The organism is Comamonas sp. 17RB, assembly GCF_030056555.1.
GTDB lineage: Bacteria > Pseudomonadota > Gammaproteobacteria > Burkholderiales > Burkholderiaceae_C > Comamonas > Comamonas terrigena.
This window is the reverse complement of sequence record NZ_JASHHY010000011.1, coordinates 39,078-55,965: the sequence shown is the minus strand read 5'-3', so window position 1 is coordinate 55,965 and position 16,888 is coordinate 39,078. Positions and strand designations below refer to the sequence as shown.

Below are 16,888 nucleotides of genomic sequence, written 5' to 3'. Positions count from 1 at the left end.
GGACGCTATCGGGACAGGGCGGCCATCACATCATCGGTTGGGTCTGCTCACGCGCCGTGCTGCGGAACTGGCTGGGCGACTGCCCCACTTCCTTGCGGAAAAAGCGCGTGAAATACGCCGTGTCCACAAAGCCCAGGCCATAGGCAATCTGCTCGATCGACATGTCTCCAAAAATGAGATTGCGCTTGGCTTCCGTGATGAGCCGGGCATGGATCAGCTTGGTTGGACTCAGACCTGCAGCCGCCAGGCATGCGGCACGCAGCTGGGCCAGGGACACCGCCATCTTGGACGCGTAGGTCTGCAGCCTCAGATTTTCCCGGTAGTGCTGGTGCACCAGCTCGCGAAAACGGTTGGTCAGCTTGATGGCGTTGCGCGTTGCGCCTTCCTTGTCGATCTGGTCCAGCCGGGTGCCACGCACCAGCGTCAGCAGCAGCGAGGTGAGCAAGGCCTCCATGCCCATCACATGCCCCATGGCCTTGGAGCGTGCTTCCTGTTCCATCCAGGTCACCAGCGTCTGCACGCCGGTGGCCGCCTCGGCGCTGTAGGTCAGCGGAATCACGCGGGGCTCGGTCCACAGCTGAATGAACTCCGGCAGCTTGGCATTCACCTGCGTCAGATAGGTTTCCTCGACGGTCACCACCCAGCGGTCCACATCGATCTCGTATTCCAGACCGTGCACATATTCGTTGGGCAGCAGCAGCGCGCACGGGCCTTCGAAGGGAATCTTGCGCCCCTCCAGATTCAGCACGCCCCGACCGATGCGCACAAAAATCACCTGCCCGTACGCGGGGTGTGAATGCGGTGCAGTGCGTCGGCGCCCCCCTTCGGTGACATGGCCTACGTTCACAAACCAGGTCTTCTCCTGCTCCGCACTTTCCACATACAAACGCACCTGCGGCACGGGCGCCAGTCTGGGGGCAGCAGGTGGATACCAGTCACGCTGCGATCTGGTCGTGGAAAGCTGTTTCATAGGTACACCTGCGCGTCGGAGAAATGCCAGAGATCTTGGCAAGGACTGACCTCCCCCACCCGATGCAAAAGGCCCTGGGGAGATCAAAAACACCTGCCGCAGAATGATCCCTGATGGGCATGTGCAAGGCCAGAGGGGAATCCCGGTCAGGCCCATGCCCCATGGCTTGCATCCCCGCGCAGGTGGCCTGATGGTCAGCCCAGGCAGCCGGTCACATCGTCAAAAAGCTCATCCACGCTCAGCTTGTGCGGAATGATCTTTTGGTCCAGCGCCCAGTCGATGGCCAGCTGCAGCCCCTTGCGATTGGCTTCCAGACCCATCGGCGGAAAGACGGCAGGCACGCCGCCTTCGGTCAGCGCACGGCTTTCGGCAAGCATGCGGTAGATCTCCCGCACCACGTCCGGGTGCTTCTTGGAAACCTCCTTGTGCACCACGAACATGTGGTTGATGGGCACCACGCCTTCGCGCTGGAACCAGGTCTTGGCGGCGTTCTGCGCATCGGGCACCAGGGTGCGCACACGCGGGTCCTTGGGCATGTCCTCGCCCAGCAGGGCCGCCGCCAGCTCCCCCTTCATCATCATGTCGGGGATGGAGGCGCCGGCGGGAAGCCGGACACAGTTCTCGGGGTCCTTGTACTCGGCCAGATGGCCGTCGCCCAGGGTCATCCACGTCACCTTGTCCAGATCCACACCGTATTCATGGCGCAGGATGCCGCGGATCCACAGCCCCGTGGTCTGCGCATAGGTGCGCACGCCCACCTGCTTGCCTTCGATGTCCCTTGGATTCAGATGCCCGAAGTCCAGGTTGAAGCCTGCACAGTGGTGCTGGAATCGCCCGGAGACCGGTGCCGGTAGCAGCACATAAGGCTTGCCATAGGCCTTGGCCTGCAGATAGGTGACGATGGCCAGTTCGCCCGCATCGAACTTGCTCTCGCGCACCATGGCCTTGAAACCATTGTGGGCGGGCGTGGGGCCGCAGTAATCGAGGTGGACCCGGTCGGACGCCACGCGCCCGTCCTTCATCGCCTTGGTGACGCCGTAATCGGCCAGGTTGGTGCGCAGGCTCACCACATCGGCAGCAATCGTACTCATGTTGTCTACTCCCTTGTTGTCTGAAATTCAGAGACGCACTTCGATGAGGCAGGGGCCGGGCTCCCTGGTCGAATTGCACATGGCCTGGTAGAAGCTCTCAGCGCTTTCCACCGCCACAGCGGGCACACCCATGCTCTTGGCCATGGCCAGCCAGTCAATGCGCGGCTTGTCGATGTCGATCATCGCCAGCGCTCTTTCCCCAGGGACGCCGGCACCCATGTTGGCGTACTCCGCCTTGAGGATGGCGTAGCTGTTGTTGGCAAAAATGATGGTGGTGACGTTCAGGCCTTCACGTGCCTGCGTCCACAGCGACTGGATGGTGTACATCGCACTGCCGTCCCCCACCATGCAGAACACGCGGCGGTCCGGGCAGGCCAACGCAGCGCCCACCGCCACGGGGGTGGCATAGCCGATCGATCCGCCCATGTTGTTGATCAGATCGTGCGGCCGGGCCCCCATGGTCAGGCCCATGGATTCACGCCCCGTGGTCAGCGATTCATCGACCACAATGCAGCCTTCCGGGATGGCGGCTGCCAGCGCGTGCGCAATCGTGGTGGGATTCAGGGCCCCGGTCGGTACAGCGGTCTCCACGCGCTGCTGCAACCGGGGCGCTGTGTCCTTGGCCTGCAGCAGGTCCAGCAGCATCTCCAGCGCCAGCGCGCTGTCTTCATCGGCTTCGACCAGCGGGTGCACGGCGCAGTCTTCGCGCTTCAGCAGGCTGGGCTTGTCGGGGTAGGCGAAGAATGCCACCGGCTCCCGTGTCTCCACCAGAATCAGGTGCTTGATGCCGGTGAGAAAGGCCTGGGCCTGGGGCACGGCGTAGGGGATGCGCTCGATGGGGACCCGGCCCGCACCGCGCTCAATCCGCGCAGTGAAGAACTGGGACCCCAGACGCGCCCCCGTCGCGGCGGCAACCTGGCCGGCGCGCTCCAGCGCCTGGCCCCGGGTGGCCTGGTTGGCCAGCACGATCATCGCTGGCTCACCGGACTGCAGAATGCGCGCCACATGGGCAATGCGCTCCTGCACCGGGGCTTTGCGCACCGGTGCTGCTGAGGCCGGTAGCGCGGTGGCTCCGGCCTGCTGCCAGGATGCATCGCCCGGCAGGATCAGCGTGGCAATCTTGCCGGGGTGTTCCGACGCCGTGGCCACGGCCTGGGCCGTATCCCAGGCGATGGAGTGGGCCCCGTCCACACGGCGTACCCAGTGGCTCAGCGGCCTGGCCAGCCCCTCGATGTCGGACGTCAGCGGCGGGTCGTAGCGCAGATGGGCCGCCGAATGCTCCCCCACGATGTTGACCATGCCCGACGACGCGCGCTTGGCGTTGTGGATATTGGCCAGGCCGTTGGCGAGACCGGGCCCCAGATGCAGCAAGGTGGACGCGGGCTTGTCTTTCATCCGGTACCAGCCATCGGCCGCACCGGTCGCCACCCCTTCGAAGAGGCAGAGCACGCTGCGCATCTGCGGGTTGTTCCCCAGCGCCGCCAGAAAGTGCATTTCCGAGGTTCCGGGGTTGGCAAAGCAGATATCGACCCCCTGCTCCACCAGGGTTCCGACGAGACTTTCAGCTCCGTTCATCAACGCCCCTCAGTAGCTGGTGACCGCTTCACGCGCCAGGCCCACCACACCGTAGGTGCGCTGCGGGGCCGCCATCAGGAAGCGGTAGCCTTCGTCCAGCAGACGGCGGTGGTTCTTGGCCGTCACATGGGGGTTGCCGACCACCACATGGTTGCGGTGGCAGATGTCAGCGATGCGGCGCATCGCGTCCTGCACCTCCGGGTGCTCGTACTGGCGCGGGAAGCCCATCTCCTGGCTCAGATCGCCTTCCCCGATCAGAATGAAACCGATGCCGGGCACATTCTTCAGGATGTCGTCCAGGTTCTCGATGGCCTGCGTGCTCTCGCACATCAGGCCCACCAGAATTTCGCCTTCCGGCACCAGCGGCCAGACATCGGCTTTCTTGTAGTAGTCCGCCATGCTCAGGCCCCAGTAGCGGGAGGCATTTGCCGGGCCATCGCCGCGCACCCCTTTGGGTTCGTACAGCGGTGCATTCTTCGGCCGTGCGTAGCGGCAGGAAGCCACTGCGTTGTAGGCCTGTTCCACCGTCGCCACATGGGGCCAGATCACCCCGTAGCAGCCACGGTCAAGCACCTGCTTGGCAAAGCTCTGGTTCATCTCTGCACCGTTGGCAGGGATGCGTGCAATCGGCGTCACCTTGGGTGCCACAGTGCCCCCTTCGGCGATCTGCTTGCGGCTGAGCATGTACTGCAGCGAATCGCCCAGCGCCGCCACATCGTAGGGGTTGTGCTCCATCTCGTAGACGATGCCGTCATAGGGCGAATCGCTCATCTCGATGGCGGTTTGCTTGTCCAGCTTGGCGAATGCCGCGAATGCAGGCTTGCCGGATTCAAAGGCACGGATGATGCTGTTAAGGCGTGTATCGGACATGTTCAACTCTCCTGATTGGCTGCTTGTTGCGTGCTGCCGCTGTCTGCGGCATTCCAGTACATGAATCCCATGCCTTCGCCCGTTCCCGCGGGGGTACGCCAGCAAGGCACATAGTCCACCAGCGTCATCTGTGCACCGGTGTGCTGCATGACCTTCATCACCGTGGAATAGATCTTGATTTCCGACGTGCCGGACTGGAACCAGCCATCCGGGATCGCCGCCAGACCGTCGTAGTCGTAGTCCGCCAGCTTTTTCAGAATGTCCTGGTCGAACTCTTCGTCGTTGACGAAGTGCGACAGTCCGCCCGAGGCGATGACCGCCACGCGCACGTCCTCCGGCCAGGCCAGAAGGGCGTCCCGCAGCACATCGCCGAACTCGATGCAGCGCCCCATGGACGGCTGCGTGGGCGGATAGAACAGGTTCATCAGCACCGGCACATGGGGCGGCGGGTTGTCACCCATGATCTGGTGGTAGACGAAGCTGTAGGCATGTGGCACGACCGGGTAGTCCGCCCGGCGTTTCATCTGCGACTCCATCCACACGTTCTCGGGCCACGCATAGAGGTCCGTCAGATCGAAGCCCTTGCCCTGGAAGGTGTTGACCAGATAGGTCGCCAGCTCCGGGTGGCATGCATGCGTGACATGGTGGTCCGGGGCATAGACGGAGCGCTGCGGCGGCCCGTTGTGCACCTCCTCGCCGGTGTAGATGGCAATGGACGGCGAGAAGTGGGTGAAGATTTCCTTCTGGTCCTTGCCCAGGATGATGGCCACGTCCACATTGGCGCGCCGGTAGGCAGCTGCCATTTCATCGAGTGCCGCACGGCAGCGGCCGGCGCGCCGGGTGCGCTCCTCCAATGTCAGATAGGGCTCGAAGGCGGCACCGCGGTGCTGCTCCAGCTCCGGATAGGTCCAGGTCCGGTTGCGAAACCAGAGCTCCGGATTGTTGCGGTCCCGCTCGGCGTTCTTCAGCCAGTCCTCCGGGGCCTGCCCCAGCATTCCGCTGTGGGGGACTGCCATCCCGAATACGATTTTTGCCATGTTGTTATCTGGTGTTGGTTTTTGACAAGGTTTAGGCTTGGGCCACTTTGGGCGCCCACTTGGGACGCAGCAAAACGGCGGTATTCACTGCGCCCACAAGCAGGAACAGGACGATCACTTTCATGGGCAGGTCATAGCTGCCGCTGACATGCAGCAGCCATCCGGACAGGCTGGCCGACACACCGCCCGCCAGGCTGGTGGCCAGTTGCTGCACGCCGGTGGCCAGGCCGATGGCCTGCTTGGGAATCAAGGTGAGCTTGCACAGCGCCAGGTTGTTGGCCGTGGCCAGCCCCAGCAGCGTGAGCGACAGCACATTCCAGAAAAGCGCCTGCTCCAGGCTTTGTGCGAACGTGCCCATCAGCACGGTGCTGCCACCCACAAAGCCGGCAATCACAAAGGCCTTGCGCACGAACACGGCGTCAGCACCCTTCTCGATGAAGCGGTCGGCCAGCCAGCCGGCAAAGGTCGCCACGATGGCAATGCCCGCAAAGCTGAAGAAGGTGTAGAGACCGGATTTGCCGAGCGACAGACCGCGTTGCTCTACCAGATAGGCCGGCATCCACGTCATGCAGTAGAAGGTGAAGTAGCCGTAGCAGAAGTTGTTGACCATGGCCCCCCAGATGACGGGGCTCTTCAGAATGCTGCCCAGCGTGACCGAGGAAGCACGCTTCTTCGTCGTCACCAGTTGCTCCTTGCTAGGCAGGTCGTTGCGCACCAGCTTCAGCCAGGGGATCAGCCACAGCAGTCCCAGCAGACCGGTCGCCACAAACATCCACTTCCACGAGTAGGTGACGATCAGCCAGGCCGCCACCGGCGCACCGATCGCAGGGCCGAACTTGCCGCCCATGGACAGCACACCGGCAGCCAGGCCCTTGTGGTTCTCGCTCATGTTGTTGCCGATCCAGCGGTAGCTGGCAGGAATCACCACGGCCTCGGCTGCCCCCACGATCAGGCGCATCACCAGCATGGCCGACAGCGCCGTCACCAGGCCGGTTGCAGCCGTCGCGATGCACCAGAGCAGAAAGCAGACCGTGTACGGCCACTTGACGCCATAGCGATCGACCAGCCAGCCCATGGGCAGCTGCATCAGTCCGTAGGACCAGAAGAAAGCAGAGTTGAGCCAGCCACGGTCCACACTGCTCAGGGCAAACTTTTCGATGAAATGCTTGTCCGCCAGCGCAGAGGACAGGCTGGTGCGGTCTATGAATGAAATGAGCAGACCCAGAGTGAGCAGCGCCAGAATGGCCCAGACATAGTTGCCCCCTCCCTGCGCGTGCGGTGAATTGTTTGTCTCCATTGCTTCTTCTCTTTTCTTGGTTCGGCCACCCTGCGGCGGCAGGCCCCTGCCGCCGCACCATCCCTGTCAGGCCAGCGTGGGATACAGCTTCTGCGCGGTCTTGCCAAAGACCCACGCCTGGTCGGCAGCGCTCAGGCTGGCCAGCCCCTGCTGTGCCGTCGCCAGAATCTCGGACAGCGTGCCGGGCGACGTGGGGAAATTGGACCCCCATGCCAGGCGCTGCGCCCCGAAGCGGCCTACCACCTGGGGAAAGAAGGTCTCGGCACTGGCCTCCCCCTTGGCCACATCACCAAAGATGCGAGGCGTCAGCTTCAGATAGATGTTCGGCAGATCGGCCAGCGCAAACAGCGAATCGGCGTTGCGGTAGGGAGGCCCATCCAGCACATCGGGGCGGCCCAGATGGTCCAGGATGATGTTCACCTTGGGGAATTTCCTGGCCAGCATGGCGACCTGCGGCAAGCCCACAGGCCCCGTCTGTATGCACATCGGAATGCCCAGATCGGACAGGACTTCCCATGCCTGGAAGGACTTGGGGTGGTCCAGCTCGCTGGGATCGAAGTCCTTGGTGGAGCCTCCCGTGAAAATGCGCAGCCCGGCCAGGCCCCTGGCAGCCCAGTGCTGGATCACCGCGGGCACGTCATCGGCCAGCATGTCCACGGACCCTACGGCCGCCAGCCGGTCCTGGTACTGCTTGCAGCCGTCCACCACGTAGCTGTTGTCGAAGCCGTAGGTGGTGGAGGAATGCACCACTGCGGCCTTGTGCACGCCCGCCGCATCCATGGCGGCAATCAGTGTCTCCACCGTGCAGGGGCGTTCCTGCGACCAGTCGGAGCGCTTGCCGAACAGCGGTGCCGGGGGATAGCGCTTTTCATCGTCGGAGATGATGTGCGGATGGATATCGATGATGTTCATGGTGTCCCTCGATCACAGGCCCTTGGCCTTGAGCAGTTTGTCCAGACGGGGATACACGCGGCGCGCATTGCCTTCGAAGATCGCGTGGCGGTCCTGCGCGGACAGCGCATCGCAACCTTCCACATAGCGCTTGGTATCGTCAAAGTACTGGTTGGTCAGCGGATCGCGGCCACGCACGGCGCCGATCATTTCCGAGCCGAACAGCACGTTCTTGGTCGGAATCACCTTGGTCAGCAGCTCCACGCCGGGCTGGTGGTAGACGCAGGTGTCAAAGAACACGTTGTCCAGCAGGCCTTCCAGCGGACGCTGGACCATCTCCAGCGACATGCCGCGGTAACGGCCCCAGTGGTAGGGCACGGCCCCGCCGCCATGCGGAATCACCAGGCGCAGGGAGGGGAAGTCCTTGAACAGATCGCCTTGCAGCAGCTGCATGAACACCGAGGTGTCTGCATTCAGGTAGTGCGCACCCGTGCCGTGGTGGCAGACATTGCACGAGGCGGCCACGTGGATCATGGCCGGCACATCCAGCTCGCACAGCACCTCGTACAGCGGGTACCAGGAGCGGTCGGTCATGGGCAGGCCGGTCCAGTGGCCACCGCTGGGATCCGGATTCAGGTTCGCGCCCACAAAGCCCATCTCTTCGACGCAGCGGCGCAGCTCGGGAATCGAGTTCTTGGGCGGTGCCAGCGGCGACTGGGGCAGCTGGCAGACCGGCACAAAATTGTCCGAGTACATATCGCAGACGCGGCGCACCAGGTCGTTGGAGATCTCGGCCCATTCCAGGCTGGTGCGCTCATTGCCCAGGTGGTGGCTCATCAGCCCGGCAATGGGGGAGAACAGGGTCAGGTCTCCACCACGCTCCTTCTGCAGCTTGAGCTGGCCGTTTTCAATCGCTTCGCGGATCTGGTCGTCGCTGACGTGGGCATCCCGCAGGGCGGGGGCATTGGCAGGATCGTTTGCCGCTGCAATCTGCTTGGCGCGCCAGTCGCGGAAATGGGGGGGAACGGTCGTGAAGTGGCCGTGGCAATCAATGATCATGGCTGCACCTCGCTCACGGTTTCAGCCAGCGGATCCACGAACAGCTCGTCCATGGACATGCGGCGCGGGGTCAGGCCTTGCTTGAACGCCGTGGCTTCCAGCGCCTCGATCGTCTTGCGGTTGGCTTCGATGCCATAGGGCAAGGGGTCATGGCCCACAATCTTGCGCAGCTCCAGGTACTTCTGGTCGGTGGCGCTGTTGGCCTCACCCGCATCCAGCTTGCGCAGATAGTCCTGCTTGGCCTTGTCGAATGCCTCGTACAGCGACTTGGCCACCCAGGGGTGTTCGGCCAACACCGAATCCTTGACCACAATCGTCCCGTGCATGGGGTAGATGCCGGTGCGCTCGTAGTAGCCGCGCTCCAGCTCGGCCGCATTGGGCAACAGGTCGGGGTAGTTCGCTTCCACCTCCTGCCAGCCACCGGTGGGATTGCCGGTGCGGCCAATGCCGGCCGCGCCATCGAAGCCGGCCACCAGCTCGCCGTCGGCCATCATGTCGGCCAGCGGCCGGGTGGCGTGGATCACGTTTGGTGGCAGCTGGAGCTGGGTGACATGCTCTTCGTCATCCACGACCCAGGTCACCTTGTCGTTGTCCAGCCCGAGTTCATCCATCAGCACCTGGCGGGTCCACACGCCGGTGGTGACGGAATACGCACGCACGCCCACCTTCTTGCCTTCCAGGTCCTTGGCCGTCTTGATGCCGGCGTCGGGACGCACCAGCAGACCGCCATGGTGAAAGCGGCGCACCACAAAGATGGGAAGTGCCACGAAAGGTGCGCCATAGGCGCGGGCGATGATGTACGTCGTGGGAGCGATTTCGCAGACGTCGAATTCCACATCGCGCACCATGCGGCGGAAGGCCCCAATCTGCGGCTTCACGGTGATGATTTCGGCCTCCACCCCTTCGATGGGGATGGAGCCGTTGCGAATCGCCGCAGTGTGCGGATGCTCTGCAATGGCGATTTTGAGATGTACTTTCTTGCCGGACAATTGTGTCTCCTTGAGCGCCCTGCGACCGACCACCGGATGCAGGACTTTTGACTGGACAGACTCAAGGTTAGGCGTCCGAGCTGCATGCGCCCATCGACAAAAAACAGATTCACTTGCACTTTCTGAAGTCGTCGAAACAGGTTTCGCCATCACACCGGGAACAGGTGCCGGATACCGATTTTTTTCTTTTCCGATGGCGCTGCGCCACCGAGCTTTCCCCGTGCACCAGCGATGCAATCAGCGCTACAGGCAGGTGCACAAAAACAAAAAAACGCGGGCCAGATCCTCCGGCCCGCGCAAAGACTCCCCCTACCCGCTGATCAACTCGGTTTTCGTTTCAAGCAGCAGACTGCCCCTGCCGAGGCGCTGCAGCACGGGACAGGCTGCATCCCGCCTCCGGGCGCTCGTCCTCCTTGGTCTGGGTTGCCTGCTGCCCCACGGGTTTCAACAGGAAATGCGCAAGTGCCGGCAGCAGCACCAGGGCGCCCACCATGTTGACCACAAACATGAAGGCCAGAAGCACCCCCATATCGGCCTGGAACTTGATGGGGGAAAACGCCCAGGTCGCCACCCCCAAAGCCAGCGTGATGCCGGTGAGCATCACCACCTTGCCCGTGAACCGCATGGCCCGCAGATAGGCCGTACGCAAGCTGGCGCCGGCGCGCAGCTGGGCCAGCACAACGCTCAGCACATACAGCGCATAGTCCACCCCAATCCCCACCCCCAGCGCCACCACCGGCAAGGTCGCAACCTTCAGGCCTATGCCCAGTTGCACCATCAGCGCCTCCGACAGCACCGACGTGACCGCCAGCGGAATCACCGCACACGCCACGGCGCGCCAGGAGCGGAAGGTGATGTAGCTCAGCAGCAGCACCGCGCCGTACACCCACAGCAGCATCTGGCGGTTGGCTTTTTCCACGACCGCATTGGTCGCCGCTTCAAAGCCGGCATTGCCGGCGGCCAGCAGGAACTTCACCTCCTCACCATCATTGCGGCTGGCAAAGTCTTCCACCGCCGCAGCCACCTGTTGCAAGGTGGCTGCCTTGTGGTCGGCCAGATAGACCTGCAGCTGCAGCAGGCTGAACCCGGCATCCACCAGCTGACGCGGTGCGCGGGAAGCGGCCGTGTTCAAGGCCCCCTGGTTGGGCTGCAACTCATACCAGCGCGGATTGCCTTCATTCATCGCCACCGCGGTCTGCCTGGCCAGCGAAGCCAGGGACTGCGTGCCCTCCACCCCGGGCAGCTGGCGCAGCACCCATTCCAGCTCGTCCACCTTTTCCAGCACCGCATGCGACATGGCCTGCTGGCCGGGCGTGCGGACCATCACCGTCAGCACATCGCTGCTGGTGGCGTAATGGGCCGTCAGGTAGGCGTTGTCCCGGTTGTAGCGGGAATCTGCCCGCAGCTCCGGCGCACCGGCATCCAGATCGCCGACCTGCAGCAGGCGACCGTGGTACAGCCCCCAGCCGGTGATCACCACGGAAACCGCAATCGCCGCCACCGCCCAGCGGCGCTGCGTGAATTTGCACAACAGCGCCCAGAGCCCTGCTGCCTGGTCTTCCTCGCTGTCGGCCAGCGCGGCACGGCGTGCGGCCGCGCTGCTCACCCCGGTATAGCTGAGCAGCACCGGCAACAGAATCAGGTTCGTGAACACCAGAATCACGACACCCAGACTGGCGTTGATGGCCAGCTGCCGTATGGACTGTATGTCGATCAGCAGCAGCACCGCAAAGCCCACGGCATCGCATGCCAGTGCCGTGAAACCGGCCACGAACAGACGGCGGAAGGTGAACCGGGCCGCCACCAGCTTGTGCGTGCCGCGCCCGATGTCCTGCATGATGCCGTTCATCTTCTGGGCGCCGTGGCTCATGCCAATGGCAAACACCAGAAACGGCACCAGCACGGCATAGGGATCCAGCACAAAGCCCAGCCCCGGCAACAGGCCCAGCTGCCAGACCACGGCCACGATGGAGCACAGAATGACCAGCGCCGTGCTGCGCACACACCGCGTGTACCAGAACACGATGGCCGCGGCGATCACCGCCGCCAGGGCAAAGAACACCAGCACCTGGGTCAACCCTTCGATCAGGTCGCCTGCGACCTTGGCAAAGCCCGTGATGCGCACCGCCAGCGTGGCGCTGTCATAGCGCGCACGAATGGCTTCCAGCCGCTCGGAAAGCTGGGCATAGTCCAGCGACCTGCCGGTATCCGGATCCTTCTCCGCCAGCGGGACGATCAGCGCACTGGACTGAAAATCCTTGGCCACCAGCTGCCCCACCTCCCCGGAGCGCTCGATGTTCAGGCGGACCCGCGCCAATGCGCTGCTGGAGCCGTCGTAGTTGTCGGGCATGACGGTGCCGCCCTCGAACCCACTTTCCGTCACCGCCGTCCAGCGTGTGGAAGGCGTCCACAGCGATCGCATCTGACCCCGGACCACACCCGGCAGGGCAAACAGTTCATCGTTGAGCTTGCGCAGCTGGGACAGGTATTCGGCATCCAGAATGCTGCCGCCATCCCGCCGCTCCAGCACCACGCGCAGGCTGTTGGCCTGGGAGGCCAGTTTGCTCTTTTCCGCCAGGTAGTTCTGCAGATAAGGGTGCGAGAGCGGCAGCATGCCTTCGAAACTGGCATTGGGCACCACACGCGTGGCCTGCCAGCCCAGCACCAGGGTCAGGAGCAGACTGATCACCAGCACCGCAATGCGGTGGTTGAACACCAGGCGCTCCAGGCGGCTGCCGGAGGAAAAATCAAAATCGTGGATATCAGACATAAGTGCAAGGCCGCATTCAGGCGGCCAGCGATCGGACCATGGAAGAAGTGCTGAACGGCTGCACCGTGCTGGCAAGCTCTGACGGGGCCAGCCTGACCAGACCACGCATGCCCGTCAGCAGCAGCGCACCGTCCGGAGCCTGGGTCACGCCCGTGAAAGGGAAACGCTGCCGCAGCGTCACCGGCTGGAAGCGGTTGCCACCGTCTTCGCTGAGCAGCAACTGGCCGGCCGCGCCCACCAGCACGGCACGCCCGTCACCCAGTTGGGCGCCCGCCATCAGCGCGGCATCCACCGGGGTCTGCACCATGCGCCAGGCACTGCCCGGCGCTTCGCTGCGCAACAGCTTTCCACGCAGGCCCAGCAAGAGCACCGCGCCGTCACCCAGGACCTGCGCGCCAAACAAGCTGCCATTGGAAGGGGACTCCAGTGCAGCGAATTCCGCGGCAGAGCTTGGCGCCCCCAGCAGCAGCCCCTGCTCGCCGTAGAGCAGTGTCTGCCCACGCCGCTCCACCATGCCGTAATAGCTCAACCCGTCCGGGTTGGGCCACCGGTGCATCAGCGAGGTCCAGTGCTTTCCGCCATCCTTGCTGGAGAACGCCAACCCATAGGCACCCACCACATACAGGGTGCCATCGGCGCTGTAGCGCACGCCCAGCAAAGGCTTGTCTCCGCCTTCCTCCACCAGTTGCCGTGCGGCGTCCAGCAGTTCTGTCGAACCCGCTGCCTTCGCCTCCATGAAGGCCAGGTGGGCTGCCGCCAGTCCATCCAGGCATTTGCGCCAGCTGGCCCCTCCATCTTCCGTGGCCAGCACCACCCCCATATTGCCCACGGCCCAGCCGCGCCTGTCGTCGGCAAAGCACAGCGCCGTCAAGGTCACGGACACCGGGACGGAAGCCTGGTTCCAGCTCTGCCCCGCATCGTCCGAGAAAATGACCAGCCCGCGTTCGCCCACGGCCACCAGACGCTGGCCTCCCACGGAGGTGACGGCCTGCAGCACCGCCTGCGTGGGCCGCGCCACCTTCAAGGCCTGCTGCTGCAGCGCCCTCACTTTGTGCTCTGCGGCCCCGGCCCAGGCGGGCGCAAGACCAAAGCCCAGCGCTGCGCACAACAGCGTGCGGCGCGTGGTTCCTGTTGCATTCTTCATCGCTTGTGTCTCACACGGTCGCCAGCGCTGCATGCTCCATGGCACGCAGCGCCGGCCAGCCTTTACCTCACACCACCGCTGGAGAGCGCGGCAGACGTGAAGTTGTTGAGCTGCTTGGCATCGAAGGCGCGGTAGTTCACGCCACCGGTTTCATTGACGGCACCTGCAAACACCCAGCCCCCCGAGAGCAGGTCGAACCAGGCGTAGCTCAGTGTCGTGGCCAGAGGTTGGTCGCCCGCCAGCATGGTGAACGCCTGCCCTGTCTTCCACAGCTTGCCCTGGGCGTCCCAGGTATCGGCCAGCACGGCTTGCCAAGTGTCTTCATTCAGGTAGAGACGGCGCTTGGCCGCCGTGTTGCGCTTGCCGTCCCGCAAGGTGGCTTCGACCACCCAGACACGGTGCAGCTCCCAGCGCACGGCCTCCGGGTTCAGGCTGCCCTTGCCCACCGCTTCCTTGATGGGCTTGGTCATCAGGCCGTTGTTGTTGTAGGGAATGAGCATTTCCTTCTTGCCCAGCAACTTCATCTGATAGCGGTCCTGCGCACCAATGAACAGGTTCACATCGTCAAAGTTCGCCAGACCTGCGGCGGATCCGTCCGGGGTGTCGTAGGCGATCGAAGGCGACTTGCGCACCCGGCGCTGGCCCGGCAGGTACTGCCAGCCATCCTTGGGCCGGGTGTAGTTGTCCACATAGTCGATCGTCATCAGCGCCTGACCGGCATTGGCAGGCGGCTCGGTCACATCGATGCGCGCGCGCGCCCATTCCCCGCTGAACTGTTCGGGGTTGCCCGCCGGGTCGTAGAAGGGATAGATCAGATTGGTCTTCTGGCGGCTGGTCAGCATCTGGTCACCCGACGCCGTCATGACGTACTTGTCCGCCGTGAAGCTGGTCACCTGCCCGCGGTAGCTCAGCATGTGGTTCCATACCGCTTCCTGCCCGTTCTTGGGCACGGGGAACGGAATGCCGCCGTAGGCGCCCTCCACCGTCAGACCGTCGTTGGCCAGCCTGGCGCGGCTGGCGTTCTTCAGCACCTGGTCATAGATGGACTGCGTGAAGACTGCGCTGCGATGGCTGGGGTACACCTCCAGCTTGAAACCGGGGACCTTGGCCAGCAAGGCCTTGGTGCCATCCGTCAGCAGTGCGGCGTGTTCACCCGCGTTGGCCTGCGTGATCACCAGGCGGGGCTTTTCGGCAGCAAACGGGTCGCCGCGCTTGCCGTTGGCAGCGCCTCCCGCCGCCACCGCCTTGCCATCCCAGGCAGGAATGGTGCCCTCCTTGTTGCCGGCACGCTCTGCGCCGTAGGGGGTCAGCTGACCGCCTTTGAGCACGGCCACATCTTCGGGGGCGGCATGGGCCCCTCCACCCAGCAACACCCCCACCGCAGCGGTCACGGCAGCCAGCGCATTCTGGCAGGACAGAAACATAGTACGCATGAGATCTCCTCAACTGTTTTCGTGGCTGGCGCGTTTTAGAAAGTCGTCTGCAGACTGAAACGCAGGTAATCGCGGTCTACCAACGGCTGGCGCTCTGCTTTGCCCAGGTAATTGATCCAGGACAGGCTGGCAATCCACTTGTTCAGATAGACCCCCGAGATCCCCAGAACCAGCTCACCGCCACGGCTGGGGCTGCCGCTGAACGGGAAGGAGGTATCGATCATCGAATTCCCCTTGAACGACCAGCCAAGGTTGATGGGCGTGCTCAGGTCCAGACCCGGAGCGACCTGGTACCAGGTCGGCGTGAAGATCACGCGCACTGCAGCGCTGGTCTCGTTCTTGTCGCGATTGACCTTCTCCGTCCCCACCGCATAACGGCCCGCCACGCGGGTGTTGGCGCCATCGATGCTCACGACCTTGTTCGCCGCGAACTCCCCGACCAGGCTGGAGCCATCCCAGAAACCGGCCTTGCCGCCCAGCAGGCTCCAGGACAGGTTCATGTGCGCGGTGCGCCCCTTCACGTACGACGAATCCGTGGGCGTGAAGACGCCTTCCTTCATGGCCAGTGGCTGGTTGTCTCGCATGGAGAATTCCAGACCCATGTTGGCGTCCCCGATCAGCTTGGAAACACTCATGCCCACGGCGCGGACCGGATCCTTGGGCACCACCAGCCGGTAGGTACCGCCCGTGGTATTGGTCTGAATCAGCTGCGACATATCGCTGTAGCTGATGGCATAGAAACCCAGATCCGCGTTGAGCCAATCGCTGCGGGTATTCAGTGCAAAGCCATAGTTATGCTTGCTGCCCGATTCATCCACACCGGTGTAATTGAGATAGCAGTTATTGAATCGCTGGGAAATGGGAACCGACGAGGCACCGCACCGGTTCATTGTCGGATTTCCGATAAACATGCGCTCTGCACCCGCCCCCAGCATATCGGTGCTGCTGAAATAACTCCCTGCCGGATATAAACGGGTGGAGCGGTATTTGAACTGCACATACGCTTCAACGCTGGTGTCATCCGTCAGCTGCAGCGTGGATGAAAGCTGGGGAACCGGAATGGTGGTTTCCTTGGCCTGCGTGCCCGGGATATTGAGCTTGTAGACATCCGTGGGCGCCATGCCCTTGGCAATGCCATTCATGCCGAAGAACATGCTGGTCCCCCAGACCAGCGAGTGCTGGCCCAGCCGGTACGACAGCTTTTTCCCCCCGATGTCGTTGTGCCCGAAGACAAACCAGTCCAGCATCTCGGCGTCGCGGCCGGCCGCATCCCGCGTCCCGGAAGAGAAACGGTTGTAGGCCCCCGCCCGGTTGGCGGACAGCGGCGAGTTGTTGTCGTTGCTCTGGTTGTAGGCCTGGTCGTACCAGGCGGCACCGCTCAGCCGCAGACCATAGCCGTCTTTCTGGATATCAAACTCGCTGAGCAAATCCATCCGGTTTGAAATGAATCCGCGATCAAAATTCCGATCGCCATCATCGGCATTCGCCTTGCTGGAGATGGGGTTGACCAATGACGACGACGCCGAATTGAGTCGGTATCCGCTGCTGTATTTGACCGTATTATCAAAACGTATCTGCCAGTCCCCGCCTGGATTCAGATCCATTGCCGCCACATAACCCGTGCAGCCTGCCAAAAAAGCCCCCGCCGCCAGCTGCTTATATACCGACCCGCGCGCTATATGGCTTGCCTTCAATAATGCATTTTTCACAGTTGTCTCCTCTTTTGTTTTTGCTTGGCACATTCCTCTGGGCGGAAAGTGAC

At 63.2% G+C, this 16,888-nt stretch carries 13 protein-coding genes; all 13 read right to left on the bottom strand.

Annotated elements, in window-relative coordinates:
- Window positions 1-25 precede the first annotated feature (25 nt).
- The 13 genes from QM470_RS18905 to QM470_RS18845 all read right to left on the bottom strand — a co-directional run bounded on the left by QM470_RS18905 (window position 26) and on the right by QM470_RS18845 (window position 16,835).
- Complete coding sequence (locus QM470_RS18905; RefSeq protein ID WP_280012380.1) at window positions 26-970, bottom strand: helix-turn-helix domain-containing protein; 945 nt, start codon at window positions 968-970, stop codon at window positions 26-28.
- A 194-nt stretch (window positions 971-1,164) separates the two neighbouring features.
- Window positions 1,165-2,061 (bottom strand): substrate-binding domain-containing protein, encoded by an 897-nt coding sequence (locus tag QM470_RS18900; protein ID WP_283340340.1) that lies wholly within the window; start codon window positions 2,059-2,061, stop codon window positions 1,165-1,167.
- A 27-nt stretch (window positions 2,062-2,088) separates the two neighbouring features.
- Window positions 2,089-3,636: an acetolactate synthase large subunit gene (locus QM470_RS18895; protein ID WP_283340339.1), complete on the bottom strand. Its 1,548-nt coding sequence runs from the start codon at window positions 3,634-3,636 to the stop codon at window positions 2,089-2,091.
- A 9-nt stretch (window positions 3,637-3,645) separates the two neighbouring features.
- The gene (locus tag QM470_RS18890; RefSeq protein ID WP_283340338.1) at window positions 3,646-4,506 is read right to left on the bottom strand and encodes an HpcH/HpaI aldolase family protein; all 861 of its coding nucleotides are present in this window, start codon (window positions 4,504-4,506) and stop codon (window positions 3,646-3,648) included.
- A 2-nt stretch (window positions 4,507-4,508) separates the two neighbouring features.
- The gene (locus tag QM470_RS18885; RefSeq protein ID WP_283340337.1) at window positions 4,509-5,543 is read right to left on the bottom strand and encodes a DODA-type extradiol aromatic ring-opening family dioxygenase; all 1,035 of its coding nucleotides are present in this window, start codon (window positions 5,541-5,543) and stop codon (window positions 4,509-4,511) included.
- A 31-nt stretch (window positions 5,544-5,574) separates the two neighbouring features.
- Window positions 5,575-6,840: an MFS transporter gene (locus QM470_RS18880; protein WP_283340336.1), complete on the bottom strand. Its 1,266-nt coding sequence runs from the start codon at window positions 6,838-6,840 to the stop codon at window positions 5,575-5,577.
- Between the two features lie 66 nt (window positions 6,841-6,906).
- Window positions 6,907-7,752 (bottom strand): amidohydrolase family protein, encoded by an 846-nt coding sequence (locus QM470_RS18875; RefSeq protein WP_283340335.1) that lies wholly within the window; start codon window positions 7,750-7,752, stop codon window positions 6,907-6,909.
- A gap of 12 nt (window positions 7,753-7,764) precedes the next feature.
- Window positions 7,765-8,790, bottom strand: a complete 1,026-nt coding sequence (locus QM470_RS18870) for an amidohydrolase family protein (RefSeq protein ID WP_283340334.1) — start codon at window positions 8,788-8,790, stop codon at window positions 7,765-7,767.
- A complete protein-coding gene (locus QM470_RS18865) occupies window positions 8,787-9,779 on the bottom strand; it encodes an ABC transporter substrate-binding protein (protein WP_283340333.1) in 993 nt (330 codons plus the stop codon). Before QM470_RS18865 ends, QM470_RS18870 begins: the two co-directional genes overlap by 4 nt.
- Window positions 9,780-10,116: 337 nt before the next feature.
- Window positions 10,117-12,549 carry an efflux RND transporter permease subunit gene (locus QM470_RS18860; RefSeq protein ID WP_283340332.1) on the bottom strand — a complete coding sequence of 811 codons (2,433 nt, stop codon included), beginning with the start codon at window positions 12,547-12,549 and terminating at the stop codon, window positions 10,117-10,119.
- A 16-nt stretch (window positions 12,550-12,565) separates the two neighbouring features.
- A complete protein-coding gene (locus QM470_RS18855) occupies window positions 12,566-13,693 on the bottom strand; it encodes a WD40/YVTN/BNR-like repeat-containing protein (RefSeq protein WP_283340331.1) in 1,128 nt (375 codons plus the stop codon).
- A gap of 62 nt (window positions 13,694-13,755) precedes the next feature.
- Window positions 13,756-15,126 (bottom strand): DUF1329 domain-containing protein, encoded by a 1,371-nt coding sequence (locus QM470_RS18850; protein WP_283340330.1) that lies wholly within the window; start codon window positions 15,124-15,126, stop codon window positions 13,756-13,758.
- A gap of 35 nt (window positions 15,127-15,161) precedes the next feature.
- Window positions 15,162-16,835, bottom strand: coding sequence for a DUF1302 domain-containing protein (locus QM470_RS18845; protein ID WP_283340329.1), 1,674 nt, complete (start codon window positions 16,833-16,835; stop codon window positions 15,162-15,164).
- Window positions 16,836-16,888 lie beyond the last annotated feature (53 nt).